The following is a 22,795-nucleotide window of genomic DNA, read 5'->3' on the forward strand; positions in this document are numbered from 1 at the left end:
GGCTGCGGAAGAGGATTCATGTTGGATAGTGTCTGCCTCGCTACGGCACGTGCAGTACGCCGGCATCCCTCGCCGCGCACCGGAAGGACGGCATGGCCAGCATCGAGCAAGTCAAGGCCGAGCTTGCCCAGGCAGCTGAGCAGTGCAACGCGACGACGAACCAGATCAGAGCCGCCATCGAGGGCACCGAACAGGTGCTCTCCCGGCTTCGGGCGGTCGCGGCCGGGACCGGACATCCCGCGATCTCCGAGGCGATCAACCGCGCCGAACAGAGCAAACAGCGGTTGATCGAGGCGGCCACCGTCCTCGCGGGCAGCACCCAGGCCGCCCGGCAATACATCAGCATTCTCGGCTGACCGGTGAGCATCGGTGAGATCAAGGCGGCACTCAACGAAGCCAACTACCTGCTTGAGCAGGGCAAGACCAAGATCGCGGGAGTCGGCACGGCCTTGGAAGATGTCTCCGCGCTCCTGCTCTCCACCCTGCACGACAGCCAGCGGACCGAGGCCGCGCAGGCACGCAAGGCCATCGCCGACGCGGTACGCGAGGTGAAGTTGAGTCTACGGGCTATCGCTACCGCTCAAGACAGCGGGAACGGGTACCGGAAAGTGTTGGGATGAGCAGCTTGCTCGCCCAGGTCATCGCGCAGCTCAAGTCGGCTGTTGACCAACTGGATGAACTCGCGGTACGCGCTACACGCGCCGCAACGGATGCCACCGAGGCAAACGCCATCTACGCGAGAGTCGGCACGGGCTCTGACCACCCGACGCTCCGCGCGGCGATGGCCCACAGCCGCACCGGCACCGACAAGGCGCACCGGTTAGCCCGGCTCAGCAGCGAAGCAGCCCGGAGTGTCAGTGCGTACCTCGATGCCATCGCCCCGGGCTCGGTGCCTCAGGCAGCCGCCGCATCCGGGCCACCGTCTGGCGGAGATCTCGCGGCCGACAGCGACCGACGCGACCTCGCCCGCTCAAGAACGGGCGGATTCCTGAACCGCTTCGCACGAAACGCCGACGATGCGCAGGACCTGGCGTCAGAGTCGACTCAGACACTTCAACAGTGGGCCAAGGCCCTTCGCGACACCAACGGTTCCTCCGGCACCCAATCAGCCGGCACCGGCACCCCGCCTACCCCGGCAGCCTCACCTCGGCAGAAGATAGACGGGGCCGAGGCTGCGGGGAACCTTGTCGTGTTCGGTCTGCTGGCTGGTGTGGCAACGCATCGCGCCGCCAGATTGATCCGCAAGTGGAGAGCGAGGGGACAACAGAGGTGACGGAACAACCGCTGGGCGACCTGATCCGGGCTCTAGCCGAGGCTGACTGGGACGCTGTAGACACTTTGGTGGTCGAGATCGGCCAGCAGGGTATGGCGAACGGCCTGCGGGTCATCGGTGCCGCCTTCGCCCTCGCAGCCAACCGACGCTTCGGCCCTAACACCACCCCAACCGAGGTGGCTCACTGGGTAGCCGGGCTCCGCGCTCAGTACCGAGGACATGAGCCCTTTCCCGCCCTCGAAATGGAAGGTCTCATCCGAGCCGCCCTCGGCGAACCGGAACTGGTCGACACCATCGCCCCCGAGACCGCGCTCGGCGCCGAGCTCTTCATGCTCGGACAGATCCTCCTGGACCAGAACCTGAGTGCGACGGAACTTGACGAGCTCGTGACGGACGCGGAGGAACTCGCGGCCGAGCACCTGTAGGCATCGGTCGTCGGGTAGCAGCGATCTCAGCAGCACGCCGACCTCTTCGGCGGCAGCGAAGCTAAGCGTCCCAGGCTGCGAGGCCCACCCTCCTTCAGCCCTGCGGCTCGGCGGGCCTGCCGTCGGACCACAGCGACTCGAAGTGCTCCACGTAGCGGTCGAATACTCCGCCGTCCTGCGCACGCCGCAGGTGCAGCGTCACGGAGTCCTGCCCGAGCCCTGCACCGATGTGCGTGGCGACGACGGCCTCATCGTCGAAGATCCACACGGACATGGCGATATGGCGATCGGACAACCGGACCGGAACCCCTGCGTCGACCTTGCCGATCTCAGCCCGTGTCATCGCGATGCGCGTCGCCAAGGTGAGCGGGGTCGCTTCCAGCCGGTCTCGTTCGGCCGTGACTGGACTGTCCGGATCGCCGAGCAGGAAACGCACGTCCGCCCCGGCCTTGGCCTTGGCTGCGAGGACTGCGGCACCATCGGGCACTTCCAGCCACACGAAGTAGCTGGTGTAGCCACCGAACCACAACCGGGAGTCGGCACGCCCGATCGCCTCGCGAAAGATCGATCGGGGAAGATCGGCTCGGCGTGGGTACATGCCGACCAGTTCCCGATCAGTCCCAAGTTTCGCAGCGCGTCGGATGATGTCGGGCCACAGCATGCTCACATCTTTGCTCAACACTTCGGCTGCGCGCACCCTTGAGCGGGGATGCGGCACGCGTCCCCGGCTTACCCACCGCTCCACTGTCTTTGCGTCCACATCACACCGTTCAGCCAGGTCAGCAGCGGTGAATCCGGCCGCCGACATCGCTCTCCTCAGTTCATCGTTCCGCGCCATGGCTGGGGACCTTTCGAAGACGTCCCCGCATAGTCTCACGCTGGCGGTGCAACCGTCCGTGACGCACCGGCAACCTTTCGCATATGGCGGTACTCGCCGCCAGATTGAGGGGCAAGGGCACGGCGACTTCCTGCTCCCAGCCCATTCGATAGACGAGGGGCGTCGTGGCTCACATGGCTATATCGGTCGTTCTCGGCGGGTTGGTGCCGGGCTTCCTGCTTGGGTTGTTCGCGTTTCGGGTGAAGTCGCGGTGGTGTCCGCGCTGCGGGGAGTCGACCGACGCTGTGCCCCCGACCGGTGGCGGCAGATGACCCACCGGCGTGACCACAACTCCGTGCCTCTCGGGCGGCGGGTGGCTGAGCTGCGGGCGCACCGGGGCATGACGCAGCAGGCGTTCGCGGACCGGCTCGGCAAGTCGAAGAGTTGGGTCGACAAGGTCGAACGCGGCGTACGTCAGCTCGACCGGTACTCGGTGATCCAGGAGATCGCCGACGTGCTGCGTCTCGATCCGGAGATGCTCCTCGCTCCCCGCCGGCCGCCGCCGACGACGCCGACTCTGGACGGTGTCGACGCGATCCGGGCCGCACTGGCCTGCTACCAGCACCGACCGCAGCACACCACGGCGCAGCAGGCCGCCCGGCAGGTCACACACGCCTGGATGAGCTACCAGCACGGCCGCTACCCGCAACTCCTGAGCGCCCTACCCGACCTGCTCGACGCCACCCACGGCACCCGCATTCTGCTGGCGTCGACCTACCGGATCACCGCCGCCGTGCTGGTCAAACTCGACCACGCCGACCTCGCCTGGCTCGCCGCCGACCGCGCCGTCACCACCGCCGCCGACGACCCCACCCTGACCGCCCCCGCCACCATCGGCGTCGCCCAGGCGCTGCGTGCCCTCGGCCACCACCGCCTCGCCCTCACCGCCGCCCTCACCGCCGCGGACACCACGGACGACCACGCCGTACGCGGCACCCTGCACCTTGAGGCCGGACTCGCCGCCGCCGCCGACGGCGACCGCCGCAACGCCCACGACCTGCTCGACCACGCCGCCGCCCTCGCCGAAGGCCCCCTCGACCACACCGACCCGCATCACACCGGCTTCGGACCGGTCGCCGTCCAGGCGGCACGCTCCCTCGCCGCCCACCGCCTCGGCGACACCGTCGAATCCGTCCAACGCCACGAAGCCGCCGTCCGTAGCGACGGCTGGCCCCGACTGCCACCCGAACACCGCGCCGCCCACCTCGTCAACGCCGCCCACGCCCACCCCGACATCGGCGACCCCGGCCGAGCCGGACACGTACTGCTCGACGCCGACAGCATCGCACCCGCCGAGGTCCGCAGCCGCCCCGCCGCCCGTACCCTCCTCACCCAGATCATCCAACGCGGACCCGCACCGGCCGATGTCGCGCGACTGGCCGCCGTCGTCGGCCTGACCCGACAGCCCTGACCTGTGCGGCTCGCCGAATCTCGACCTCCGCCCAGACCACCTGTGAGGCATGATGCACCGACTACCGCTTGGCGACCTGATCCGCGCCTTCAGCCGGGCCGACTGGGACACCGCCGAGGTACTCCTCGCGGAGATCGACGGAAGCGGTCCTTCGTGAACCGGACCTGATCGACGACATTCCGGTCGACACCATGGTCGGAGCGGAAGTCATCGGCCTCGCCCAGATCCTCCTCGAAGCGAAGATGAACCCATCCGAACTCGACGAGTTCGTCACCGAGGCTGAGTACCTCGCGACCGAGGACCTGTAGGCAATGAACGGTACGAGGGCTCGACCCGAAGCATATGGCGACTAAAGTGGACGCCATCTGACCCGGACCTCAGGAGGTGGAGGGAAGTGGCATACCCCGAGGCGCTGACGGCGGCGCTTGGCGGTGTGACCGTCCACCAACTCCGCCGGTGGCGAGCTGGGACGTCACCGGTGCTCGCTCCCGAGGCCAGTTCGAGCAGACCGATTCTGTACAGCTTCAGAGATCTGATAGCCATCCGCACGGTGGCCAACCTTCGCGCGGATTTCTCGCTGCAGAAGATCCGAAAAGCATTGGCCATCCTGCACGACCTGACCGATGTCGACCATCTCGCGCACTATCGCCTCTTCGGCGACGGCCGCACCATCGTGTGGGCGACCGAGGGCGAGCAGGTGGACATCCTCAAACGGCCGGGTCAGAGACTGCTGATCACCATGACCGACGTGCTCGGGGAGTTTCAAGGCTGGACCGGCGAGACCATCGTTCCACTGCGCAGACCCAAAGCCGGTATCGAGATCGATCCCGACGTGCTGCATGGCTACCCGGTCGTCGAGGACACCCGCATCCCCTACAGCACAGTGTCGGGTCTCGTTACCGACGGTCTGGACGCTGCGGGCATTCGCTACTTCTACCCGTCGGTCAGCGAGCTCGGAGTGACCGGAGCGGTGGAGTTCGACCACTACGTCCGGACGTACAACAGCCGGGATGCCAACATGCGGACGGCATGAGACTTGAAGATTCTCCTGGATGAGCAGGTGCCGGAGCCCGTACTCGATCCGCTGGGGCATCTGCTCCGATCACGCCACACTGTCGATCACGACCAGACCATCGGTTGGAAGCGCAAGAAGGACATCCACCTCCTGCCCGATCTGGCAGCCCGGGGATACCACGTTCTGGTCACCGCAGACCTGAACCAGCTCTATCGGGAAGACGAGTGCAAGCTGATCCACAAACACGGCTTCCATCACGTGCGGTTCAAGCAGGTCGGCACGGGGGTCACCGCGACCGCCAGCGCGATTGCCACTATCGTCGCGGGCCTGCCAGCAGTCCTCCCCGAGCTTGAGTGTGCCGAGAGTCAGCGGCTGGTGCTGCTCAAGCCCGTCCGCAGCAGCAAGAGCCAGTTCGAGATGGTCGATCCTCGGGTTGACCCGCCGCCGTACTGGTTCGGCCGAGGGCAGGCTGGCAGCGGGCTGGGCATGAAGCCGCCCCGCCAGCGCGGAAAGTCCGTCAGCAGCAAGCTGCACAAATCCTAGGCCGCGCCGCCTGTCTACTGCTGGTGGCAGATGTCTGGATTGGCTTCCCTGATCAGCTGGCCACAGAAGGTGCGACTCTGTCGGATTTCGGCTGATCAACTTGCTGCCGGCGAATCGTGGCAGGTCATTCGCCCCTGATTCAGGGAGCGCATGGCTGTCGATGCCCACTGGATGATCGGTTGATTGACGGTCCCGGCCGTCGGCACAACCCTGGGTGTCCGCAGTGTCCGCCCGAGAGTCGCGGACCAGCCTACGTCCCGGATGGTTGATGCAGTTGTTGACGGCAGCCGGAGCGTCGACGCCGGACGGCGATCGCGTCGAGACCTACCGTGCCACCCTTCGGCGCAGGCTACGGCTCGACCCGGTCGAGTCCTCGATTCCCCTTGAGGTGCGCAGCACGACCCTGGCCGGGTCCGACACGTCCGAGTCGCTGCTCGACCTGGTCCGCACCGGCGAGGAATCCCGGATCGTCCTGCTGGGCAATCCGGGCGCGGGAAAGACTACGCTCGCCAAGCAGCTCTGCCTCGACCTCGTCGAATCCTCCCCGGACCGGATACCGGTCTTCGCCGAGCTCAAGCGCTACCAGGCCACCAGCCGCGACATCCGGACCCTGCTGCGCGCGCAGACGCCGGACCTCTGGCCACGGGACGAGAAGGAGCTTCCCGGCCGGGTGGGTGTCGTGGTGCTAGACGGGTTGAACGAGGTCGCCGAGAGCCAGCTGCACGACGCGTTGGCAGACATCGAGGAGTTCATCGACTCGCCGGATGTGGCCGACGTGACCTGCGTACTGACCTGTCGGGCGGTGGACTTTCCCACCAGCTACGGGCCGTCGTTCGCCCGCTACGAGGTGGTGCCGGTCAGTGCGGCGTCGGCGCAGCGCTACCTCGATGAGCGGCTCGGCCCGAAGCGTGCCGAGCAGGTGTGGCGGCAGCTGCCCCACCGGCTGCGGACCCTGTGCCACTCACCGCTGCTCCTCGGCATGCTGACCACCGTCCTGCTCGACGAGGCGGACACCGACCGGGACCTGCCCCGCAACAGGGGAGCCGTCTACGCCCGGTTCCTCAGCCAGTTGAACCGGCGGACCCGCGAACGCAACCGGGTGGAGACCCCGGAGGACATCCGGGAGGCGTGTCTGGCCTTCCTGGCGTACCGGTTGAAGAACGAACGGGTGGACGTCCCCCGGATCGAGCTCGGGGAGTACGTGACAAAGGACTTCTTCGACCCGAGTTGGCACATTCCCATCGGCGCCCTGCAACGGGAGGTGCTGGACCTGCCCCCGATGGGTGCGGTGTCCTCGTCCCAACCGGACGCCGCCTCCCACCGATCGTTCATGCACCAGAGCTTCCAGGAGTACTACACCGCGGTGTACCTGAAATCGTGGCTCAGCAGACCGCCACAAGAAGGGATCCGCCTGGCCGACCTGCGGACCGAGCTCGGCGCCGGGGCAGTCGCCTGGCGGGAGACGTTCTGCTTTCTCAGCGGGATGCTGGACGACTCGACCGAGCTGGTGCGGGCCTGCCGCAAGGCCGAGAACCACCTGCTCGCCGCCGGCTGCATCGAGCACGCCAACACGGTCCTGCCCGCCGAGGTCGACGACTTCATCTGCCAGACGTTGGACGCGTTCAAGTACGGCGACGGCTTCAACTACCACCTCATGTTCGCGCTCCAGCGGGTGACGGACCGCAGCAGCAGCGGTCTGCCCCGCCGGGTGGCCGACGACATCGGCTACTGGGCGGAGAAGTACAGCAGGTCCAGGTCGGACCCACAGACGATTGCCACCAGCGTGACCGATGAGCAGGTGATCGCCATGGTGACCGACGGATCGCCGCACGAGCGGATCGACGCGGTGTGGACGCTGGGGCAGCGTCAGGTCGGCTCCGCCCTGCCGATGCTGGAGGCGCTGGCCGTACGCGAGACCGACGAGGCGGTACGCGAGTACGCCGTCGTCGCGCTCGGCCGGATCGCCGCCGAGCGGTCGTTCCCGATCCTCCGGCAGATCGCGACCTCGAACGACGAGAACAAATGGATCCGCTCGTACGCCCTGCACGCCATCGGCTCGTTCCCGACGCCGGAGGCGGTCGCGGTCCTGGTCGACTACCTGACCCAACCCGATCGCCAGCCCTTCGCCGACGACGCGGCCTGGCCCCTCAGTGTCCTGGCGCGATCCCACCACGAACTGGTCCGGCCGCAGCTGCCCGTGTTGCTCGAGGTGCTCCACCGGGAAGCCCTGGACCGCTACACCAAGGGCTGCGTCCTCTACGTCTTCGGTTGCGGCGGATTCACCGAAGCCAACGACGCGATCCTCGACTACCTGGAGACCGAGGAGGACCCGTACGTCCTGGAGGACGGCGCGCACGCGCTCGGTGCCCTCGGCCTGCGGACGAGCCTCGGGTTGTTGTCCCGGCTGGCTGACCCGGCGGTGTCGGGCGATGCCATGACGAGGCGGGAGGCACTCCGGTCGCTCGTCGCCCTCGACGGCGTCGAGTCACCGGCGGCCCGGGCAGCCCGGCAGGACCCGGCCTCGTTCGTTCGTGACGTCGTCGAGAGACACGACCGGTGAGGAGCTTCGGAATGGCAGCACGTGCTGATCCAGCGGGAGGTGAGCCGCCGTGAGCACTGACGAGAGCAGGGTTGATCTCCGCACCGCCGCCGAGCTGACCTTCGTCGACACGAGTGCGTGGCGCGCACTCCTCGACCGCGACGACATCCATCACGAGCACGTGGTGGCGGCGATCGCCCGCTGTGCCCCGGAGTCGCTTGTCACCACCCGGCAGATCACTGTGGAGATGTCCCGGCGCTGTGCCGAGTACGACGATCCCCTGATCGCAGTCACCTTCACGTGGCGTCTCTGGCGGGGTGACTTCGCGCAGGTGATCGAGCCGGAACCGGTGGTGCAGCAGGCGGCCTGGGAACGGTTCAAGTACGCCCGTCGGACCGGTGCCAGCTTCGTCGACTGTGTCAGCGTCACATTCATCCGCTGGTACGGCATACGCCGCGTCGTCGCGTACGGGACGGCGTTTCATCGTCTGCTCGACGAGTCGCGCTCCGGCCCGGATCGCGAACTGCGTGCGGAGGCATAGGTGCGCGGGGTGTCTGTCGCAGTGGCCGGGGCACTCGCGTGCGCGGCGGTCTTCGCCACGGTCACATTGACCCTTACCGGCCCGATGTCGCCTCCCGACGGCACGCGGGCCCTAGCCGCACCGGCCGATGCCACGGCGTCGGCAAGCGCCGTTCCCCGCACCGAGGTCGGCCCGCCGACGCCGTCCGCGCCGGGTGACGCGCCGGCCTCGGCACCGCCCGCCGACGCCGAGGCCGAGGAAGCCGATCCGAACGAGTTTCTCGGCACCGTCGCCTCCGTCGCCGGTACCGTCGCCGCGATCCTCGGCGGCTTCGTGCTCGCCGCCCTACTGAACCTGAGTTCGGCGCGGAACAGCATGTCCGAGCTGCTCCGCGAGCGGAAGCGGTCCACCGCCGCGTTGCGCAGACGGTGGCATGAGCAGAACCGACACAACGATGCGGCTCTGCGCGACCTGCTCCTGTCCTGGCTGCGTCTCTGCTACGAGGACGACGACGAGGCGCCGCCCCCGGCCGACGTACGGCACCGGTTGCACGGGCTGCGTGTCGGTCAGCCTGCGGAGTATCTCCACGAGATCGCGCTCACCTTCGTCGAGAACCGGCGCGCGGCCGATGCACTCGTCGCCGACACGATTCCCGAACTCGACCGGAATGCCGACCTGCGATCCTTCGCCCGGTGGGCCGTTCGACATCCGCACGACGACGTCGACGTCGACCTCGTCCGGGACGCCTTCGAGCGGGCCATCGAGTCGATCCGACGACGCGGCAACCTGACCTCACCGAAGTCGGTCTCGTCGGGGTCGCCGCAGCAACAGGAGGAGGCGAAGCGGCGGGGCGGGGCCCTCGCCGCACTGGAGATCGGCCTACGCGGCTTCCGGAGCGGGCCGATGGCCGCGACGGCTGCGGGCCTCCGCGACGACCTCGACCGGTCCGAGGAGGCCCTGCGGGAACTCCACGACGAACTGACCGCCTTCCGGCTACCGTCGCATCTCGGCGCAGGCGTAGCGCTGTTCTGCTTCATCGTCGTCATCGGGGTCTGCTATCCGCTGTACCTGATGCCGACCACGCCCGCCGATTTCACACCGACCGCTGAAGTGCTGGTGAAGGTCGGCATCGTGGCGCAGCTGGTGGCGATCACGCTGTACATGTGGGTGCTGATCAGATCTGTTCGAGGCGCCGCGCCGGACCGCGATGCGTCTGCCGGGCAGCGGGCCACGGATACCCTGACGTCGCCCCCCGCGGACGAGATCTCCCGAGTCGGCGGAACGAGCGGTTGACACCTACAGTTGAGCGGGATCACATGCGCATTCTGGTCATGGGCGGGACGAGATTCATCGGCCGCCATTTCGTGATCGCGGCCGAACGTCGCGGCCACTCGGTGACGCTGTTCCACCGAGGTCGGCACTCGACCACCCTCTTCCCGGACGCGGAGCAGGTCATCGGAGACCGGGACCGGGACCTGGGGCTGCTCGCCGATGGCACCTGGGACACGACCGTCGACTTCAGCGCGTACGTGCCACGGCAGGTGCGCCAGGTCGGGGCAGCCCTGGGTGAACGGTCCGGCCGGTACGTGCTGCTCTCCTCCACGGCGGTCTACGCCCCGCCGCAGCGGTACGGTTTCCGCGAGGACGCGCCGCTCGTCGCCCTCTCCGACCCCACCACCGAGGACATGACCGACGAGACGTACGGCGGGTTGAAGGCCCTGTGCGAACGGGCGGCCTCCGAGACGTTCTCCGATCCGCTGATCGTCCGTCCCACGTACGTGGTCGGTCCGCTGGATTACACCGGCCGCTTCACCTGGTGGGTGCAGCGGATCGCCCGAGGCGGAGAGGTGCTCGCGCCCGGCCCGCAGGACGCGCTGTTCCAGCTCATCGACGTCCGCGACCTGACCGAGTGGTTGGTGCGGATGCTGGAAGCGGGCAGTGGTGGCACCTACCACCTGGCACATCCTTTCCCTCCGGTCTCCTTCGGCACCATGTTGGCGGACATCGTCGGTGTCGTCGGCCACGACGACGTGACGCTCACCTGGGTGGACCGGGAGTTCCTGCTCGCCGCCGGCGTCGACGGCACGTCGTTACCGCTGTGGCCCGGAGCCAGCCCGGACGGTGTGCTGGAGGCGGCGGACCCGGCGCGAGCGATCGGCGTCGGTCTCGTCACGCGTTCCCTTCCCGAGACGATCCGCGACCTGTACCAGCACGAGTGCGCCTCGCCGACGCCCGTGCCGGAGCCGGTCGGTATGACGCCGGAGGCCGAGACCGAGCTGCTGCAGCGGTGGAAGGCCCGCCCTCATCGCTGAAGGTCGGCCAGCGCGGCGCGCAAGCGGGCCGCCGCCACGTCGATGACCACCGGATCGCGGGCCAGCGCCACCCGCAGGTAACGGTGGTCCCGCACGGCGCCGGGTACGGCGGCGTGGACGAAGCTGCCGAAGTCCACCACCCCGATGCCGTGCGCGGTGAGCAGGAACCGGGACAGCTCCGTCTCGGTCATCACCAGCCGGTCGTCGAGCTGGAGCAGCATGAGGCTGCCTGCGGTCGGCGGCACAGGGCGCAACCCGGTGTCGACCAGCGCGGCAGCCAACTCCCTGGCGTTGCGGTGCACGGTCCGGTTCAGGTCCGCCAGGTACTGCCATACCCGGGGGTCGGCCAGGATGACGGCGAACTGGGCGAGCAGGCGTCGGGACACGCCGAACTGGAGTGTGTTCAGCCTGGACATCACCCGGTGCGACAACGACGCGCTACAGAAGATGAAGCCGAGTTTGTCCTCGTGCAGGCCGAAGGTCTTGCCGGTGTCCCAGACGCAGATCCAGTCCAGCTCCGGCGGGGCCAGGTTCGGCAGCAGCGGCACCGGCTCGCCCCCGGCACCGGGAAAGAGGCAGAACGTCTGGTCCGCGATCAGCACCGACCGGCAGGCCAGACAGGCGTCGATGACGGTGTCCACCGTCGCGGCCGAGAAGACCTGGCCCGTCGGGTTCTGCGGCGAGGTGATCAGGACGGCCCGGATGTCCTCGCGCATGGCCGCGCGGAACTCGTCGAGGTCCAGTTCGTCGACGAACGGCTGGCTGGCGACGTACCGTACGCGCGCCGCACCGTCCTCCACGGTCATCTTCGTGGCTATGTCGATGGACGGGTTCGTCGTCAACAGGGTGCCGCCCTCGATCAGCGCGGCCCGGATGGCACGGTCCAGGGCCGCGCTGCCGGAGAAGGTGACGAAGCCGTGGATGCCGGCGTCGTCGCGTATCCCGAGGAAACCACGGACCACGGCGACCAGTTCGCGTTCCCAGGACATCCGGTCCGGCCGGTGCGGACTGAGACTGTCCACGGCGAGCGTCCGGCGAATCGTCGCCTCGTCGGTGAGCACGTCCACTAGCCAGGTGGGCAGCGACAGCTGCGGATAACCCGGTCCGAGGTCGACCGCCGCGGTCATGGCGACGAACCGCTCCTGCTCCGTCAGCCCCGCGCCGAGGAGCAGGTCACGGCCCACTTCCCGAGCCGCCGTCACACCAGCAGGCCCGCCAGTGCGAGATCTTCGAGGCCGAGGCCGATGGAGCGGAAGTAGCGGGTCCGCCCCGTCCCCGACGTGGTAGGTGCGGACAGCATCTCGGGCAGATCGGCGATGATGCTCGCCGCGTCCCAGCCGACCTGCTCCCGTGCGAGCACCATGTCTGCGGCCCAGGCCGGCGTGGTCATCCGGTAGTCGCAGTAGACGTCCAGATCGGGCAGGCAGTGCGGAGGGATCTCGTGTGCCGAGGGACCGTCCGTGCCGACCGCAGTGATCAGGGCGGTCGGCGCGACCAGGCCCGGATCCAGGACCGGAGTCGACGACGAGGTGCAGAGCATCACCACGTCGGCGTCCCTGACCGCGTCCTCGACGGAGGTCGCGAAGCCGGCGGCCGGGTCGATCGCCGCGAGCGCCTCCCGCCGGGCCGCCGCAGCCGCGTCGATCGTCCCGGCTCCGCTGATCGACGGTGAATAGAAGCGGATCGACTCCCACTGCCCGACCTGCAGAACGTACCGGGCGTGCGACTCGGCGATCGGGCCGGTGCCGATGATCGCCACACGACCGCTGCGGGGACGAACGAGGGCGCGTACCGCGAGGGCCGTGGTGGCACCGGTGCGCGCGGCCACGAGCCGCCGGGAGTCGCAGAGCAGCAGGGGACGACCGGTCTCGGCCGAGAGCACCAGTGTGTACGCGGTCACCGGGTCCTCCCCCGCCTCGGCGAGCTGTGCCAGGTAGGGGGAAACGGTGACACCGAGGTGTCGGGCACGCAGGACCGCAGCGGGGTAGTAGATGACGTCGCCCCGTTCGCCCGGCAGCACCGCCACCGACTGGGCCGGTTGCACCGTGTCGCCCGCCGCGAGGCCGACGAACGCGGCCTCGATGGCCGCCAGCACGTCGACCTCGTCGAGCGCTGCGCGTACTGCGTCGTCGTCGAGGAACTTCACGTTATTCCGCGTTTCCTTTCCCAGAGGCGGGAGCCGAGCGGTACAGCGCGAAGTCACGGCCGTTCGGCTGGTGGTAGATCGACCATTGCTGACGGAACAGCCCTCTGTCCACCATGGACTGCCAATTGTCGCCCAGGCTGTTCCCGTTGGCTTCCCACCATCGGGTGAAGAACCAGGCGGAGAACGGGTCGTCGACCGGAAAAGACGGATGGGCTGCCACGATGTCGGCCACCCGGGTCGGTGGGAACATCGCCTCCGCTATGCGGCGCAACTCGGCGGTCAACCCGGAACCGTTGGTGAACTCCTCCTTGCGCCGGTCGGCCACGTGCGCCGGCAACAGCGTCCGCGCGAACTCGCGCAGCGCCCACTTGCGCACCGGTACGCCGTTCACGGTGCGGATCTTGTCGGCGACCGGCAGCTCCCGCGCGTGCCGCATGACCGGGGTGCACAGGAACGGCACCCGCACCTCGACGCCGTGCGCCATGGTGCAGCGGTCCAGCCGCAGGCACTCCGACACGCCCAGATCCGCCTGGTACTGCAACAGCATCGAGTCGAGGTAGGGCGTCGGCACTTCCTGGAACTCGTCGTACCCGCCGAACAGTTCGTCGGCGCCCTCGCCGGAGAGCAGCACCTTCGTCCCCTCCTGACGGGCGGCACGCGCGGTGAGGTAGGTCCCGACCCCTGCCATGACCGTCCACCGCTCGAAGGATCCGGTGGCCTCGACCACCCGGTCGACGATCTCTGGCAGTTCGTCGGGGTCGACGATGATCTCGTGGTGTTTGGTGCCGAGCATCTCCGCGACCTGCCGCGCCGCCGTCAGATCGGTGCTGGATCCGGTGCCGCAGGTGAAGGTCTCGACCGCGCCCGCCCCGACGAACTCGGTCGCGATGCGGGCGATCAGTGAACTGTCCACTCCCCCGCTGAGCATGCACCCCCACCTGACCTCATGGGGGAGCTGCTCGGCGACCGAGGCTGTCAGCAGGTCACCCAGGGCCCCTTGGAGGGTGTGCTCATGGACGATTCGCCGCCCTTCGCCGGAGGTGCTCCACACCGTGCCGGGTGGTACCCGCCGGACCTGCCGGCGCAGCTCGGGCGGGAACGCCGCGAGGGTGCTCGCCACGTACCGGCCCCGCGACGTGTCGCACCAGTACAGCGGCTTGATGCCGACCTGGTCCACGGCCACCACGAGCTCCCGGCGCCGCAGATCCGCCAGGCAGATCGCGAACATTCCTTCCAGATGGTCGGCGAAGCTCAGGCCGTACCGCTGATAGAGAAAGTGGATGATCTCGCCGTCGTTGCCACTGCGCGGGGTGAGACCGTACCGCTCGATCAGTCGGTCGGCGTTGTAGATGGCCCCGTTGAAGACCACGACGACGGACCCGTCAGCGGAACCGAGGGGCTGGTGGCCGCCGTCGAGTCCGCTGATCGCCAGGCGGTTCACGCCCAGCGCACAGAACCCGAGATCGACGCTTGCGGTCTGGTCCGGTCCGCGTGCCGCCTGGGCACGCAGCGCCGCGGTGATGAAAGCGTCGTCGACCGGGTATGAAGCAGCGATGCCACACATCTCACCGACTCCTCGGCGTGGCTCTGGATGTCCACGCATGGCGCTCCTGGTCGGCGCAGCGCGGTTGTCGGCGGGGACCGACACGCCCCGGTGAGCGCCAGCCTCCTGCAGTGAGCAGCACGGTACCGGACGTGACGTCGTCGACAACGCCACAACCGGGTTCCCGACAGACAGTCGGGGCGGTTCTTCCGGAGGCGGCCCCATCGCCCGTCCCCCGCTGGCGGGGAAAGCGCAAAGAGCCGCGTGGCGATGTGCCGCGCCGTCGTCGCCGGGTGACTGTGCGGTACGCCCGCTTCTCAGTAGGCTCCGACGAATGGATCAGGGAGAGCGCCCTGATCCATCGGTGGGGGTGGCGAGATGGCGGTGCATCACGAGTCGGCGTTCGGTGACGCGATCCTCGCCGCGCTGCTGGGCGACGGCTGGTTGGAGGGCGACCCGGCCGATTACCGTCCCGAGCTCGGTCTCGACACCGCGCAGCTGTTCATGTTCATCGGCGCGACCCAGCCCGACGAGTGGGAGGACCTGGTCACCTACTACGGCGGGGACCGGGACGCCGCCCAGCGCGGTTTCACCAAGCGGCTCGACCAGGCGATCGCCGACACCGGTCTGCTGGACGTGCTCCGCAAGGGCGTCAAGGACCACGGGGTACGCATCCGGCTCGCGTACTTCAAGCCGTCGTTTGTGGAGTCGGAGGCGATCCTGGCCGACTACCGGCGCAACCGGCTCACCGTGGTCCGGGAGTTGGCGTACGCGACCAAGCAGGCCGACCGGGGCCACCGGCTCGACCTGACGCTGTTCCTCAACGGCATCCCGGTGGCCACCGCCGAGCTGAAGAACCCGCTCACCGGCGCCGGAGTCGAGCACGCCAAGGAGCAGTACCGCACCGATCGCGACCCGACCGAGCTGATCTTCTCCCGCCGGGTGGTGGCGAATTTCGCCGTCGACCCGGACCTGGTCTTCGTCACCACCCAACTGAGGGGTGCGAAGACCTGGTTCCTGCCGTTCAACACCGGCAGCGAGGGTCCGGGACGCCCCGGCGGGGAGGGCAACCCGCCGGCCGACGGGTACGGCAGGTACGCCACCTCCTATCTGTGGGAGGAGATCTGGCAACGGGACAACTGGCTCGACCTGTTGGAACGCTTCGTGCACCTGCATCAGGAGAAGGGCGCGGACGGTCGTACCCGAAAGACTCTGATCTTCCCGCGTTATCACCAGTGGCACGCGGTGAAGCGGCTGACCGCGCATGCGGCCCGGCACGGCGCCGGGCACCACTATCTGGTGATGGCCTCGGCCGGCTCGGGCAAGTCGAACACCATCGCCTGGCTCGCGCACCGGTTGTCGTCGCTGCACACCCCGAACGATCCGGCGGCGCTCGACCCGGACGCGCTCGCTGCCGGTGTCACGCCGGGCAGCCCGGTCTTCGACAAGGTCCTCATCATCACCGACCGGCGGAACCTGGACTCCCAACTACGGGACACGGTGGGGAGCTTCGAGCAGACCGCCGGGCTGGTCGTGAAGATCGACGAGCGGCACGGCGCGAAGTCGGAGCAGCTCGCCAAGGCGCTCTCGCAGGAGACCGGCAAGATCGTCACGGTCACGCTGGCCACCTGGCCGGCCCTCAAGGACTACCTCCAGCGCAACCCTACCGAGATCCGCGGCAGCCGGTTCGCGATCGTCGTGGACGAGGCGCACTCCTCGCAGGCGGGCGAAGCCGCCACCGACGTGCGGCGGGTGCTGCGCGACCTCGGCCTGGACACGGACTCCGACGAGGCGGGCGCGACCAGCGCCGCCGGGCCACGGACCGCCGAGGAGAAGTTGGCGGCGAGCGTCCGTAAGCGGCAGCGCAGCGCGAACATCTCCTACTTCGCCTTCACCGCCACGCCGAAGGCCAAGACCCTGGAACTCTTCGGCACGCTCGGCGCCGACGGCAAGTACCACCCGTTCCACACCTACTCGATGCGGCAGGCAATCGAGGAGGGCTTCATCCTCGACCCGCTGCGCAACTACGTCACCTATGACACGTACTGGAAGCTGGTCAACGAGAACCCGGACGAGAAGGAGGTCGACTCGTCCAAGGCGAACAAGGAGCTTGCCCGGTACGCGCTGACCCACAGTTCCACCGTGGCCCAGCACGCGCAGATCATCGTCGAACACTTCCGCGCGCACACCGCCGGGCGGCTCGGTGGCCGGGCGAAGGCGATGGTCGTCACCGCCTCCCGGCAGAGTGCCGTGCAGATGTCCCGGGCGATCAAGCGGTACCTCGCCGATTGTGACTACCCCGACCCGGGGGTGTTGGTCGCATTCTCCGGCACGCTCAGCTACGAGGGCGAGGAGGTCACCGAGTCGAAGGAGAACGGCGGGCTGGCGGAGAGCAACCTGCCCAAGGCGTTCGCCTACACCCGGGCCGACGACCGGACCGGCCGCGCCGGCACCGCTGCGGGCCAGCGCGAATACCGCATCCTGGTGGTCGCGGAGAAGTACCAGACCGGCTTCGACCAGCCGCTGCTCACCACCATGTACGTCAACAAGAAGCTCACCGGTGTCTCGGCCGTGCAGACGTTGTCCCGACTCAACCGGACCGCCGACCGCAAGAGCCAGGGTGACCTGGCGGTGCTGGACTTCGTCAACGACGCCGAGGACGTCAAGGAGGCGTTCCGGCCCTACTTCGAGAAGGCGGAGACGCTGCCCTCGGACCCGAACCTGCTCTACACCGCGCAGAGTCGGGTGATGTCCGCGCAGTTGCTGGTCGAGGCGGAGATGCAGGCGTTCGTGGAGGCGTACCTGGCGGCCGAGGAGCAGGCCGTCGGGAACGCGGCGAAGTGGGAGAAGCTGCACGCCGAGCTCTATCGGCACCTTCAGCCCACCGTCGACCGCTTCGACGAGCTGCTCCACGGTGAGGACGAGGGCGATGGTGAGGCGGCCGAGGAGTTCCGCGCCGACCTCACCGACTACGTCCGCAAGTACGGCTTCCTCGCCCAGATCGTGCCGTACACCGACACGGAGCTGGAACGGCTCTACCTCTATGGCCGGCACCTGCTCAACCGGTTGCCCCGACGTGGCGACGGCGGCGTCGACATCGGTGAGGTCGACCTCAGCCACCTGCGGGTGGAGAAGACCGGCGAGCACGACGTCAGCCTCGCCCCCGAGGGCGCGGCCGAGATGAAGGGCTTCGGCGACGGCTCCGGCGGTGCCAGTGAACCGGAGAAGACCCTGCTCTCCGCGCTCATCGAGCGGTTCAACGAGCGGTTCGGCACCAGCTTCAGCGACGACGACGTGGTCAAGCCGCTGAACGAGGCGATGGCCGAACCCAAGGTCCGGCAGGCCGCCGTCGCCAACGACGAGGAGAACTTCGGTCACGTCTTCATCCCGGTCTTCGAGGAGAAGATGATGGACCACTTCGAGAGCGCGGCCGAGCTCGGCCGCCGCTACCACGGGCCGCAGTCCGACTTCCGCAGCTCGCTCAACCGCAGCGCCCGCAGCGCCGCCTGGCGGCTGATCCGCCGCCAGGAGGGAGTCGTCGACGGCGAGGCCGCCTGATGCGGGCAGAGTCGATCGCGGGCCGGTACGAACGGGTCGAGGAGATCGGCGCCGGTGGGATGGGGCAGGTCTGGCGCGGCTACGACAGCGTCCTCGACCGTGAGGTCGCCATCAAGCTCATCCGCCCCGACGCCGTACACAGCCCGGAACAGGCCGATGAACTGGCCAGGCGGTTCCGCCGCGAGGCCCGCGTCACCGCCCGTATCCAGCACCACGGCGTGCCCCAGGTGTACGACGCCGTCCTCGACCGCTCCTACGACCGGCTCTACCTGGTGATGGAGTTCGTCCGGGGCACTGCCCTGCGAGCCTTCATCGACCCGCAGCAGCCGCTACCGGCCACCTGGGCCGCCGCGATCGCCGCGCAGATCTGCACGGTCCTGTCCCACGCCCACGCCGTCCCCGTCGTGCACCGTGATCTCAAGCCCGACAACGTCCTGGTCACCGCAGACGGAGCGATCAAACTCCTCGACTTCGGCATCGCCGCCATCCTGCGCACAGACGTCACCCGGCTCACCGCGACCGGCAGTGCCATCGGCACGCACCACTACATGTCGCCCGAGCAGATCCATGGTGCGCAGATCACGCCACAGAGCGACCTGTACGCCCTCGGCTGTGTCCTGCACGAGCTCCTCACCGGGCAACGGGTCTTCGTCGGCGGCAGCGACTTCGAACTGTGGCGTCAGCACGTCACCGAGCCGCCCCCGCCCCTGCGTACGCTCCGCCCCGACGTGCCCACAGCGATCGAGGAAGTGGTCCTCGAACTGCTGGCCAAGGCGCCCGAGGACCGTCCCGCAGAGGCCTACGACGTCTACGAGCGGCTGCTGCCCTTCCTGCCCCTGCCCGGATCGACACCGACCGTCTCCCACTCCGCACACCGCACCATGCCCGATCCGACGCTGGTGTACCGGCGACCCAACGTGCCGCGCCGTCGGCCCGAGCCCGCACCCGTGGTACCGGCACCACGCAGCGAGACGCCGGCAGCCGACCCAGCGGCGATGCTCCGGACCGACGCGCGGGACGCGATCCGGGCAGCGGTCACTCGGTCGGACGACCTGTTGGCCGACGAACGCTTCACCCAGGCGGCGGAGCTGCTCGAACAGGTCATCGGCCCCGCCAGTGCCGCTCTCGGCGCCGAGAGCCCCCGCGTACTGGCGTTGCGCTCCCGGCGAGCCGCCATCCTCGTCATCGGCGGAGACTTCCGACGGGCGCTACCCGAGTTCGACGCCCTCGCGGCCGCCTACGCCCGCACCGCCGGCCCGACCAGCGAGGACGCCCTGGAGTGCCTGCGTCAGGCAGCGCACTGCCGAGCCGAACTCGGCCAGACCACTGCGGCTCTGCGTCAGTTCCGGCAGGTGCTGGCCCACGTACGCGCCGCCTCCGGCGACGCCTCCCCCACCGCCCTCGAACTGCGCCGCAACATCGGCATGGTGTTGCTCTCCGAAGGCAAGGCGGCCGAGGCCGTCGACGAACTGCGGCCGTTGCACGACGACCTCTGCGTCGTCTACGGCCCCGACCATGAGGAGACCCAGGAGGTCGCCGAGGTGCTCGCCCGGCTCCGGTTCACTCGCTGACCGGATGCAAGGAAGGGACCCTTCCTATACACGAGGCGTTAGTAGGGGTCCCTTCCTTGCATCCGTCAGTCGGCCCGCTGGCTCACAACCAGTCGTGTTCGCGGGCGTAGCGGGCCGCCTCGTGGCGGGTCCGGGTCTGCGTCTTGCGCATCGCGTTGGAGAGATAGTTGCGTACGGTTCCGGGCGCGAGGTGCAGTCGGGCGGCGATGTCGGCGACCGAGTAGCCCTCCCCGGTGACCCGCAGCACGTCGGCCTCCCGTTCGGTCAGGGGGCAGTCCTCGGTGATGGCCAGCGCGGACACGTCCGGGTCGATCCAGCGTCTGCCCGCGTGCAGCGTGGCCACGACCGAGGTGATGTGGGCCGGTTCGGCGGACTTGCTGACGAAGCCCTGGACGCCGAGCCGCAGCGCCTTGCGCAGCACGCCGGGGCGGGCGTGCCGGGTCAGCATGAGGACCACCTGGTCCGGGAGCGAACGACGGATCTGCGCGACCGCGCCGAGGCCGTCCACGCCGGGCATCTCCAGGTCGATGACCAGTACGTCGGGCCGGTGCCGCAGGGTGGCCTCGACTGCTGACTGGCCGTCGTGCGCCTCGGCCAGGACGGTGATGTCACCCTCCAGCGGCAGCAGTGCGGCCAGGGCCGTACGCAGCAGCACCTCGTCGTCGGCGAGCACGATGGTGGTCATCCGTCGTCCCTGCCCGCAGTCGACGGGGTTCCGGCGTGCGCCGTCGGGAACGTCGCGGCGGTCCGGAACCGCCCGTCCTGCTGTCGCACGGTCAACTCACCTCCGTCGTCCGCCACCCGCTGACCGAGGACGGACAGCCCGCTGAGTTCGGCGGGTCCGTCCCCGGTCACACCGTCGTTGACGATGGTGATGCCCGACTCGGAGAGCGTGATCTGCACCTGGGTCGCCTGCGCGTGCCGCAGGATGTTGGTGGTCGTCTCGCGGAGCACCTGACCGAGCAGCTCACCGGCACGGGAGTCGACCTCGGCCTCCCGGGTCACCCGGACCCGGATGCCGGCGGCCTCGAACAGGTTCTTCGCGTTCTCGATCTCCGCGGTGAGGTTGAGCCGCCGTTGCGCGTGGGCGAGTTCCTTGGTCTGGGCGATGGTGTCGCTGACCAGCGCGTACGTCTCCCGCAGTTCCTTCTCCGCCCGTGCGGTGTCGCGGACCAGCAGTTTCTGCGCCAGCGCGATCTTCAGCTTGACCACGTGCAGGGTGTGGCCCTGGATGTCGTGCAGGTCGCTGGCGAAGCGGAAGCGTTCCCGCACGACCGCCAGCTCCGCCTCGCGTTCCCGGGTCTGTTCGAGTTCCCGGATCAGGTCGTAGAACCGCTCGCCCACCACCGTCATCAGCGTCACGACGACGGTGAGGACGGCCGGGACGAGGACGTAGGCGACCAGGACCTGGCGTACGTCGTCCCGCTCCACCAGGAGTCGTGTCGCACCGACGGCGGCGACGTAGGCCACCAACGCGACCGCCGCCAGGATGCGCCGACGCACCTCGCGCAGGGCGAGGGAGCCCACGGCGCAGACCCCCCACCAGGCGTTCGGGCTGCCGGTGACCAGCGCGCCGATCTTGCAGTCACCACCCCAGTATCCGGCAGTGACCGGCCCCGACCAGTGACACCGTGTCACATCCGGTCATGACGTGGTCGCACTGACGGGTGACGACGATCGACGCTGTCATGGATGCATGTCCAACACACCAGTCATCGACGTTGAACGGCTGAACCTCGCCTACGGCGACTTCCACGCCGTGAAGGACGTCTCCTTCCAGGTGCGGCGCGGGAAGCTCTACGCGCTGCTCGGCACCAACGGGGCCGGGAAAACCTCGACCCTGGAGGTCGTCGAGGGGCACCGGAAGCCGACCTCCGGCACCGTGCGTGTCTTCGGGCACAGCCCGCAGGACCGCCGCGCCGTACGTCCCGGGATGGCTGGGCGACGGTGGACCGGATGCGGGAGAACGGTGCCACCATCGTGCTGACCACCCACTATCTGGAGGAGGCGCAGCAGCGCGCCGATCGCATCGGGTTGATGCACCAGGGCCGCCTGCACCGTGAGGGCAGCGTCACCGAACTGACCCGTACCCTGCCGGCGGTCATCCGCTTCACCCTGCCCCCCGGCGGTGCCGGCGCTGCCGCTGCCGGCTGTCGTCGACGCCGACGGCACGGTCGTGGCCGAGACCTTCGCCCTGCAGAAGGACCTGCACCTCCTGCTGCGGTGGGCCGAGGACCACGCCGTGGAGCTGCGGGACCTCACGGCCGGGCCGACCCGGCTCGACGACGTGTTCCGCGCCCTCGGCAGCTGATCCGCCCCTTCGACAGGAGTGTCACCATGTTGTCCATCGCGTCCAGCGAGCTGATCCAGATCTTCCGCAACCGGCTGGTCCTGATCACCAGCCTCATCGTCCCGGTCGCGGTCTGTGTGTTCTTCGTCCGCCAGCACGAGACCTTCGCCGCCATCGGCAGCCTCGGCTACATCGCCGCGATCGTGATGTTCACGGTGGCCGCGTTCGGGCTCTACGCCACCGCCGTCACCACCCTGGCCTCGCGGCGGCAGAACCTGTTCCTCAAGCGGTTGCGTTCCACCGCCGAGGGCGACGCCGGCATCCTCGCCGGCCTGTTGCTGCCCGTCGTCGTCCTCGCCGCGGTGCAGGTGACCGCGATCCTGATCGCACTGGCCGTCGTCGCCGGTCAGCCGTCCGACATCCTCCTGCTCGTGGTGGCGACCATCGCCACCCTGGCCATGATGGTCGGCCTGGCGCTGGCCACCGCAGGACTGACGAACTCACCCGAGCACGCCCAGGTCACCACGCTTCCCGTCACCCTCGGCGTGATCGGCGTGGCAAGCTGGGTGGGCATCACCGGCACGGCGGACCTCGCCTGGCTCAGACGGCTGCTGCCCGGCGGCGCGGCCACCGAGCTGACCATGAACGCCTGGAACGGCGGCGTCGCCGTGACCGACTCCCTGCTCCTGCTCGCGCCCACGCTGGGCTGGGTCGCCGTCGCCGTCGCCCTCGCCACCCGACTCCTCCGTTGGGAGCCCCGCCGATGAGCATC

General features: G+C 68.8%; 22 protein-coding genes. 16 read left to right on the plus strand and 6 right to left on the minus strand.

Annotation, left to right across the window (positions count from 1 at the left end; translation table 11 throughout):
- Positions 1-92 precede the first annotated feature (92 nt).
- The 4 genes from ID554_RS30745 to ID554_RS30760 are packed head-to-tail and all read left to right on the plus strand — an operon-like array spanning position 93 to position 1,698.
- The gene (locus tag ID554_RS30745) at positions 93-356 is read left to right on the plus strand and encodes a hypothetical protein (RefSeq protein ID WP_191088669.1); all 264 of its coding nucleotides are present in this window, start codon (positions 93-95) and stop codon (positions 354-356) included.
- 3 nt (positions 357-359) lie between these two features.
- Positions 360-620 carry a hypothetical protein gene (locus tag ID554_RS30750; protein ID WP_191088670.1) on the plus strand — a complete coding sequence of 87 codons (261 nt, stop codon included), beginning with the start codon at positions 360-362 and terminating at the stop codon, positions 618-620.
- Positions 617-1,273 carry a hypothetical protein gene (locus tag ID554_RS30755; RefSeq protein ID WP_191088671.1) on the plus strand — a complete coding sequence of 219 codons (657 nt, stop codon included), beginning with the start codon at positions 617-619 and terminating at the stop codon, positions 1,271-1,273. Before ID554_RS30750 ends, ID554_RS30755 begins: the two co-directional genes overlap by 4 nt.
- Positions 1,270-1,698, plus strand: a complete 429-nt coding sequence (locus tag ID554_RS30760; protein WP_223884353.1) for a hypothetical protein — start codon at positions 1,270-1,272, stop codon at positions 1,696-1,698. Before ID554_RS30755 ends, ID554_RS30760 begins: the two co-directional genes overlap by 4 nt.
- 94 nt (positions 1,699-1,792) lie before the next feature.
- Here the strand turns inward: ID554_RS30760 and ID554_RS30765 are convergent, their stop codons facing one another.
- On the minus strand, positions 1,793-2,536 hold the full coding sequence (locus ID554_RS30765; protein ID WP_117230051.1) for a helix-turn-helix domain-containing protein: 744 nt from the start codon (positions 2,534-2,536) through the stop codon (positions 1,793-1,795).
- A gap of 307 nt (positions 2,537-2,843) precedes the next feature.
- Between ID554_RS30765 and ID554_RS30770 the strand changes: the two genes are divergently transcribed.
- The 7 genes from ID554_RS30770 (at position 2,844) to ID554_RS30805 (ending at position 10,915) form a co-directional block, all read left to right on the plus strand.
- Positions 2,844-3,986, plus strand: coding sequence for a helix-turn-helix domain-containing protein (locus tag ID554_RS30770; RefSeq protein ID WP_117230050.1), 1,143 nt, complete (start codon positions 2,844-2,846; stop codon positions 3,984-3,986).
- A gap of 394 nt (positions 3,987-4,380) precedes the next feature.
- Entirely contained in the window at positions 4,381-5,019 is a 639-nt protein-coding gene (locus tag ID554_RS30780) for a DUF433 domain-containing protein (protein WP_147333545.1), read from the plus strand.
- Between the two features lie 3 nt (positions 5,020-5,022).
- Positions 5,023-5,544 (plus strand): PIN-like domain-containing protein, encoded by a 522-nt coding sequence (locus ID554_RS30785; RefSeq protein WP_117230048.1) that lies wholly within the window; start codon positions 5,023-5,025, stop codon positions 5,542-5,544.
- A gap of 268 nt (positions 5,545-5,812) precedes the next feature.
- Positions 5,813-8,104 (plus strand): NACHT domain-containing protein, encoded by a 2,292-nt coding sequence (locus ID554_RS30790; RefSeq protein WP_117230047.1) that lies wholly within the window; start codon positions 5,813-5,815, stop codon positions 8,102-8,104.
- 49 nt (positions 8,105-8,153) lie between these two features.
- A complete protein-coding gene (locus ID554_RS30795) occupies positions 8,154-8,624 on the plus strand; it encodes a PIN domain-containing protein (RefSeq protein ID WP_117230046.1) in 471 nt (156 codons plus the stop codon).
- Between the two features lie 9 nt (positions 8,625-8,633).
- The gene (locus ID554_RS30800; protein WP_158573806.1) at positions 8,634-9,896 is read left to right on the plus strand and encodes a hypothetical protein; all 1,263 of its coding nucleotides are present in this window, start codon (positions 8,634-8,636) and stop codon (positions 9,894-9,896) included.
- 23 nt (positions 9,897-9,919) lie between these two features.
- Positions 9,920-10,915: an NAD-dependent epimerase/dehydratase family protein gene (locus tag ID554_RS30805; protein WP_117230044.1), complete on the plus strand. Its 996-nt coding sequence runs from the start codon at positions 9,920-9,922 to the stop codon at positions 10,913-10,915.
- On the opposite strand, the gene ID554_RS30810 is transcribed toward ID554_RS30805, so the two are convergent.
- Genes ID554_RS30810 through ID554_RS30820 form a run of 3 tightly spaced genes read right to left on the minus strand, consistent with a single transcriptional unit; the run spans position 10,906 to position 14,625 of the window.
- Positions 10,906-12,099 carry a pyridoxal phosphate-dependent aminotransferase gene (locus ID554_RS30810; RefSeq protein WP_117230043.1) on the minus strand — a complete coding sequence of 398 codons (1,194 nt, stop codon included), beginning with the start codon at positions 12,097-12,099 and terminating at the stop codon, positions 10,906-10,908. The two genes, ID554_RS30805 and ID554_RS30810, sit on opposite strands and share 10 nt — an antisense overlap.
- Before the next feature lie 14 nt (positions 12,100-12,113).
- Positions 12,114-13,061 (minus strand): ornithine cyclodeaminase family protein, encoded by a 948-nt coding sequence (locus ID554_RS30815; RefSeq protein WP_117230042.1) that lies wholly within the window; start codon positions 13,059-13,061, stop codon positions 12,114-12,116.
- Position 13,062: 1 nt separating this feature from the next.
- Positions 13,063-14,625: an asparagine synthetase B family protein gene (locus tag ID554_RS30820; protein WP_158573805.1), complete on the minus strand. Its 1,563-nt coding sequence runs from the start codon at positions 14,623-14,625 to the stop codon at positions 13,063-13,065.
- Between the two features lie 357 nt (positions 14,626-14,982).
- Between ID554_RS30820 and ID554_RS30825 the strand changes: the two genes are divergently transcribed.
- Positions 14,983-18,162 (plus strand): type I restriction endonuclease subunit R, encoded by a 3,180-nt coding sequence (locus ID554_RS30825; protein WP_117230040.1) that lies wholly within the window; start codon positions 14,983-14,985, stop codon positions 18,160-18,162.
- Positions 18,162-19,733, plus strand: coding sequence for a serine/threonine-protein kinase (locus ID554_RS30830; protein ID WP_117230039.1), 1,572 nt, complete (start codon positions 18,162-18,164; stop codon positions 19,731-19,733). The genes ID554_RS30825 and ID554_RS30830 overlap by 1 nt, the downstream gene beginning before the upstream one ends.
- Before the next feature lie 82 nt (positions 19,734-19,815).
- Here the strand turns inward: ID554_RS30830 and ID554_RS30835 are convergent, their stop codons facing one another.
- Entirely contained in the window at positions 19,816-20,418 is a 603-nt protein-coding gene (locus ID554_RS30835; protein ID WP_117230038.1) for a response regulator transcription factor, read from the minus strand.
- The gene (locus tag ID554_RS30840; protein WP_117230037.1) at positions 20,415-21,371 is read right to left on the minus strand and encodes a sensor histidine kinase; all 957 of its coding nucleotides are present in this window, start codon (positions 21,369-21,371) and stop codon (positions 20,415-20,417) included. Before ID554_RS30840 ends, ID554_RS30835 begins: the two co-directional genes overlap by 4 nt.
- 58 nt (positions 21,372-21,429) lie before the next feature.
- Here ID554_RS30840 and ID554_RS32260 point away from each other — a divergent pair, with 58 nt between their 5' ends.
- From ID554_RS32260 to ID554_RS30850, 3 genes are all read left to right on the plus strand, one after another.
- Positions 21,430-21,720, plus strand: coding sequence for an ATP-binding cassette domain-containing protein (locus tag ID554_RS32260; RefSeq protein ID WP_199489266.1), 291 nt, complete (start codon positions 21,430-21,432; stop codon positions 21,718-21,720).
- A gap of 141 nt (positions 21,721-21,861) precedes the next feature.
- The gene (locus ID554_RS32265; protein WP_199489265.1) at positions 21,862-22,044 is read left to right on the plus strand and encodes a hypothetical protein; all 183 of its coding nucleotides are present in this window, start codon (positions 21,862-21,864) and stop codon (positions 22,042-22,044) included.
- Positions 22,045-22,070: 26 nt separating this feature from the next.
- Positions 22,071-22,790 (plus strand): ABC transporter permease, encoded by a 720-nt coding sequence (locus ID554_RS30850; protein ID WP_117230036.1) that lies wholly within the window; start codon positions 22,071-22,073, stop codon positions 22,788-22,790.
- Positions 22,791-22,795 lie beyond the last annotated feature (5 nt).

Source organism: Micromonospora craniellae, from assembly GCF_014764405.1.
Lineage (GTDB): Bacteria > Actinomycetota > Actinomycetes > Mycobacteriales > Micromonosporaceae > Micromonospora > Micromonospora craniellae.

Coding starts and splice junctions, on each gene's coding strand:
- ID554_RS32260 (WP_199489266.1), top strand. CDS start 21,430: ATGTCCAACACACCAGTCATCGACGTTGAACGGCTGAACCTCGCCTAC.
- ID554_RS30830 (WP_117230039.1), top strand. CDS start 18,162: ATGCGGGCAGAGTCGATCGCGGGCCGGTACGAACGGGTCGAGGAGATC.
- ID554_RS30825 (WP_117230040.1), top strand. CDS start 14,983: ATGGCGGTGCATCACGAGTCGGCGTTCGGTGACGCGATCCTCGCCGCG.
- ID554_RS30805 (WP_117230044.1), top strand. CDS start 9,920: ATGCGCATTCTGGTCATGGGCGGGACGAGATTCATCGGCCGCCATTTC.
- ID554_RS30790 (WP_117230047.1), top strand. CDS start 5,813: ATGCAGTTGTTGACGGCAGCCGGAGCGTCGACGCCGGACGGCGATCGC.
- ID554_RS30765 (WP_117230051.1), bottom strand. CDS start 2,536: ATGGCGCGGAACGATGAACTGAGGAGAGCGATGTCGGCGGCCGGATTC.
- ID554_RS30850 (WP_117230036.1), top strand. CDS start 22,071: ATGTTGTCCATCGCGTCCAGCGAGCTGATCCAGATCTTCCGCAACCGG.
- ID554_RS30755 (WP_191088671.1), top strand. CDS start 617: ATGAGCAGCTTGCTCGCCCAGGTCATCGCGCAGCTCAAGTCGGCTGTT.
- ID554_RS30835 (WP_117230038.1), bottom strand. CDS start 20,418: ATGACCACCATCGTGCTCGCCGACGACGAGGTGCTGCTGCGTACGGCC.
- ID554_RS30745 (WP_191088669.1), top strand. CDS start 93: ATGGCCAGCATCGAGCAAGTCAAGGCCGAGCTTGCCCAGGCAGCTGAG.
- ID554_RS30820 (WP_158573805.1), bottom strand. CDS start 14,625: ATGTGTGGCATCGCTGCTTCATACCCGGTCGACGACGCTTTCATCACC.
- ID554_RS30770 (WP_117230050.1), top strand. CDS start 2,844: ATGACCCACCGGCGTGACCACAACTCCGTGCCTCTCGGGCGGCGGGTG.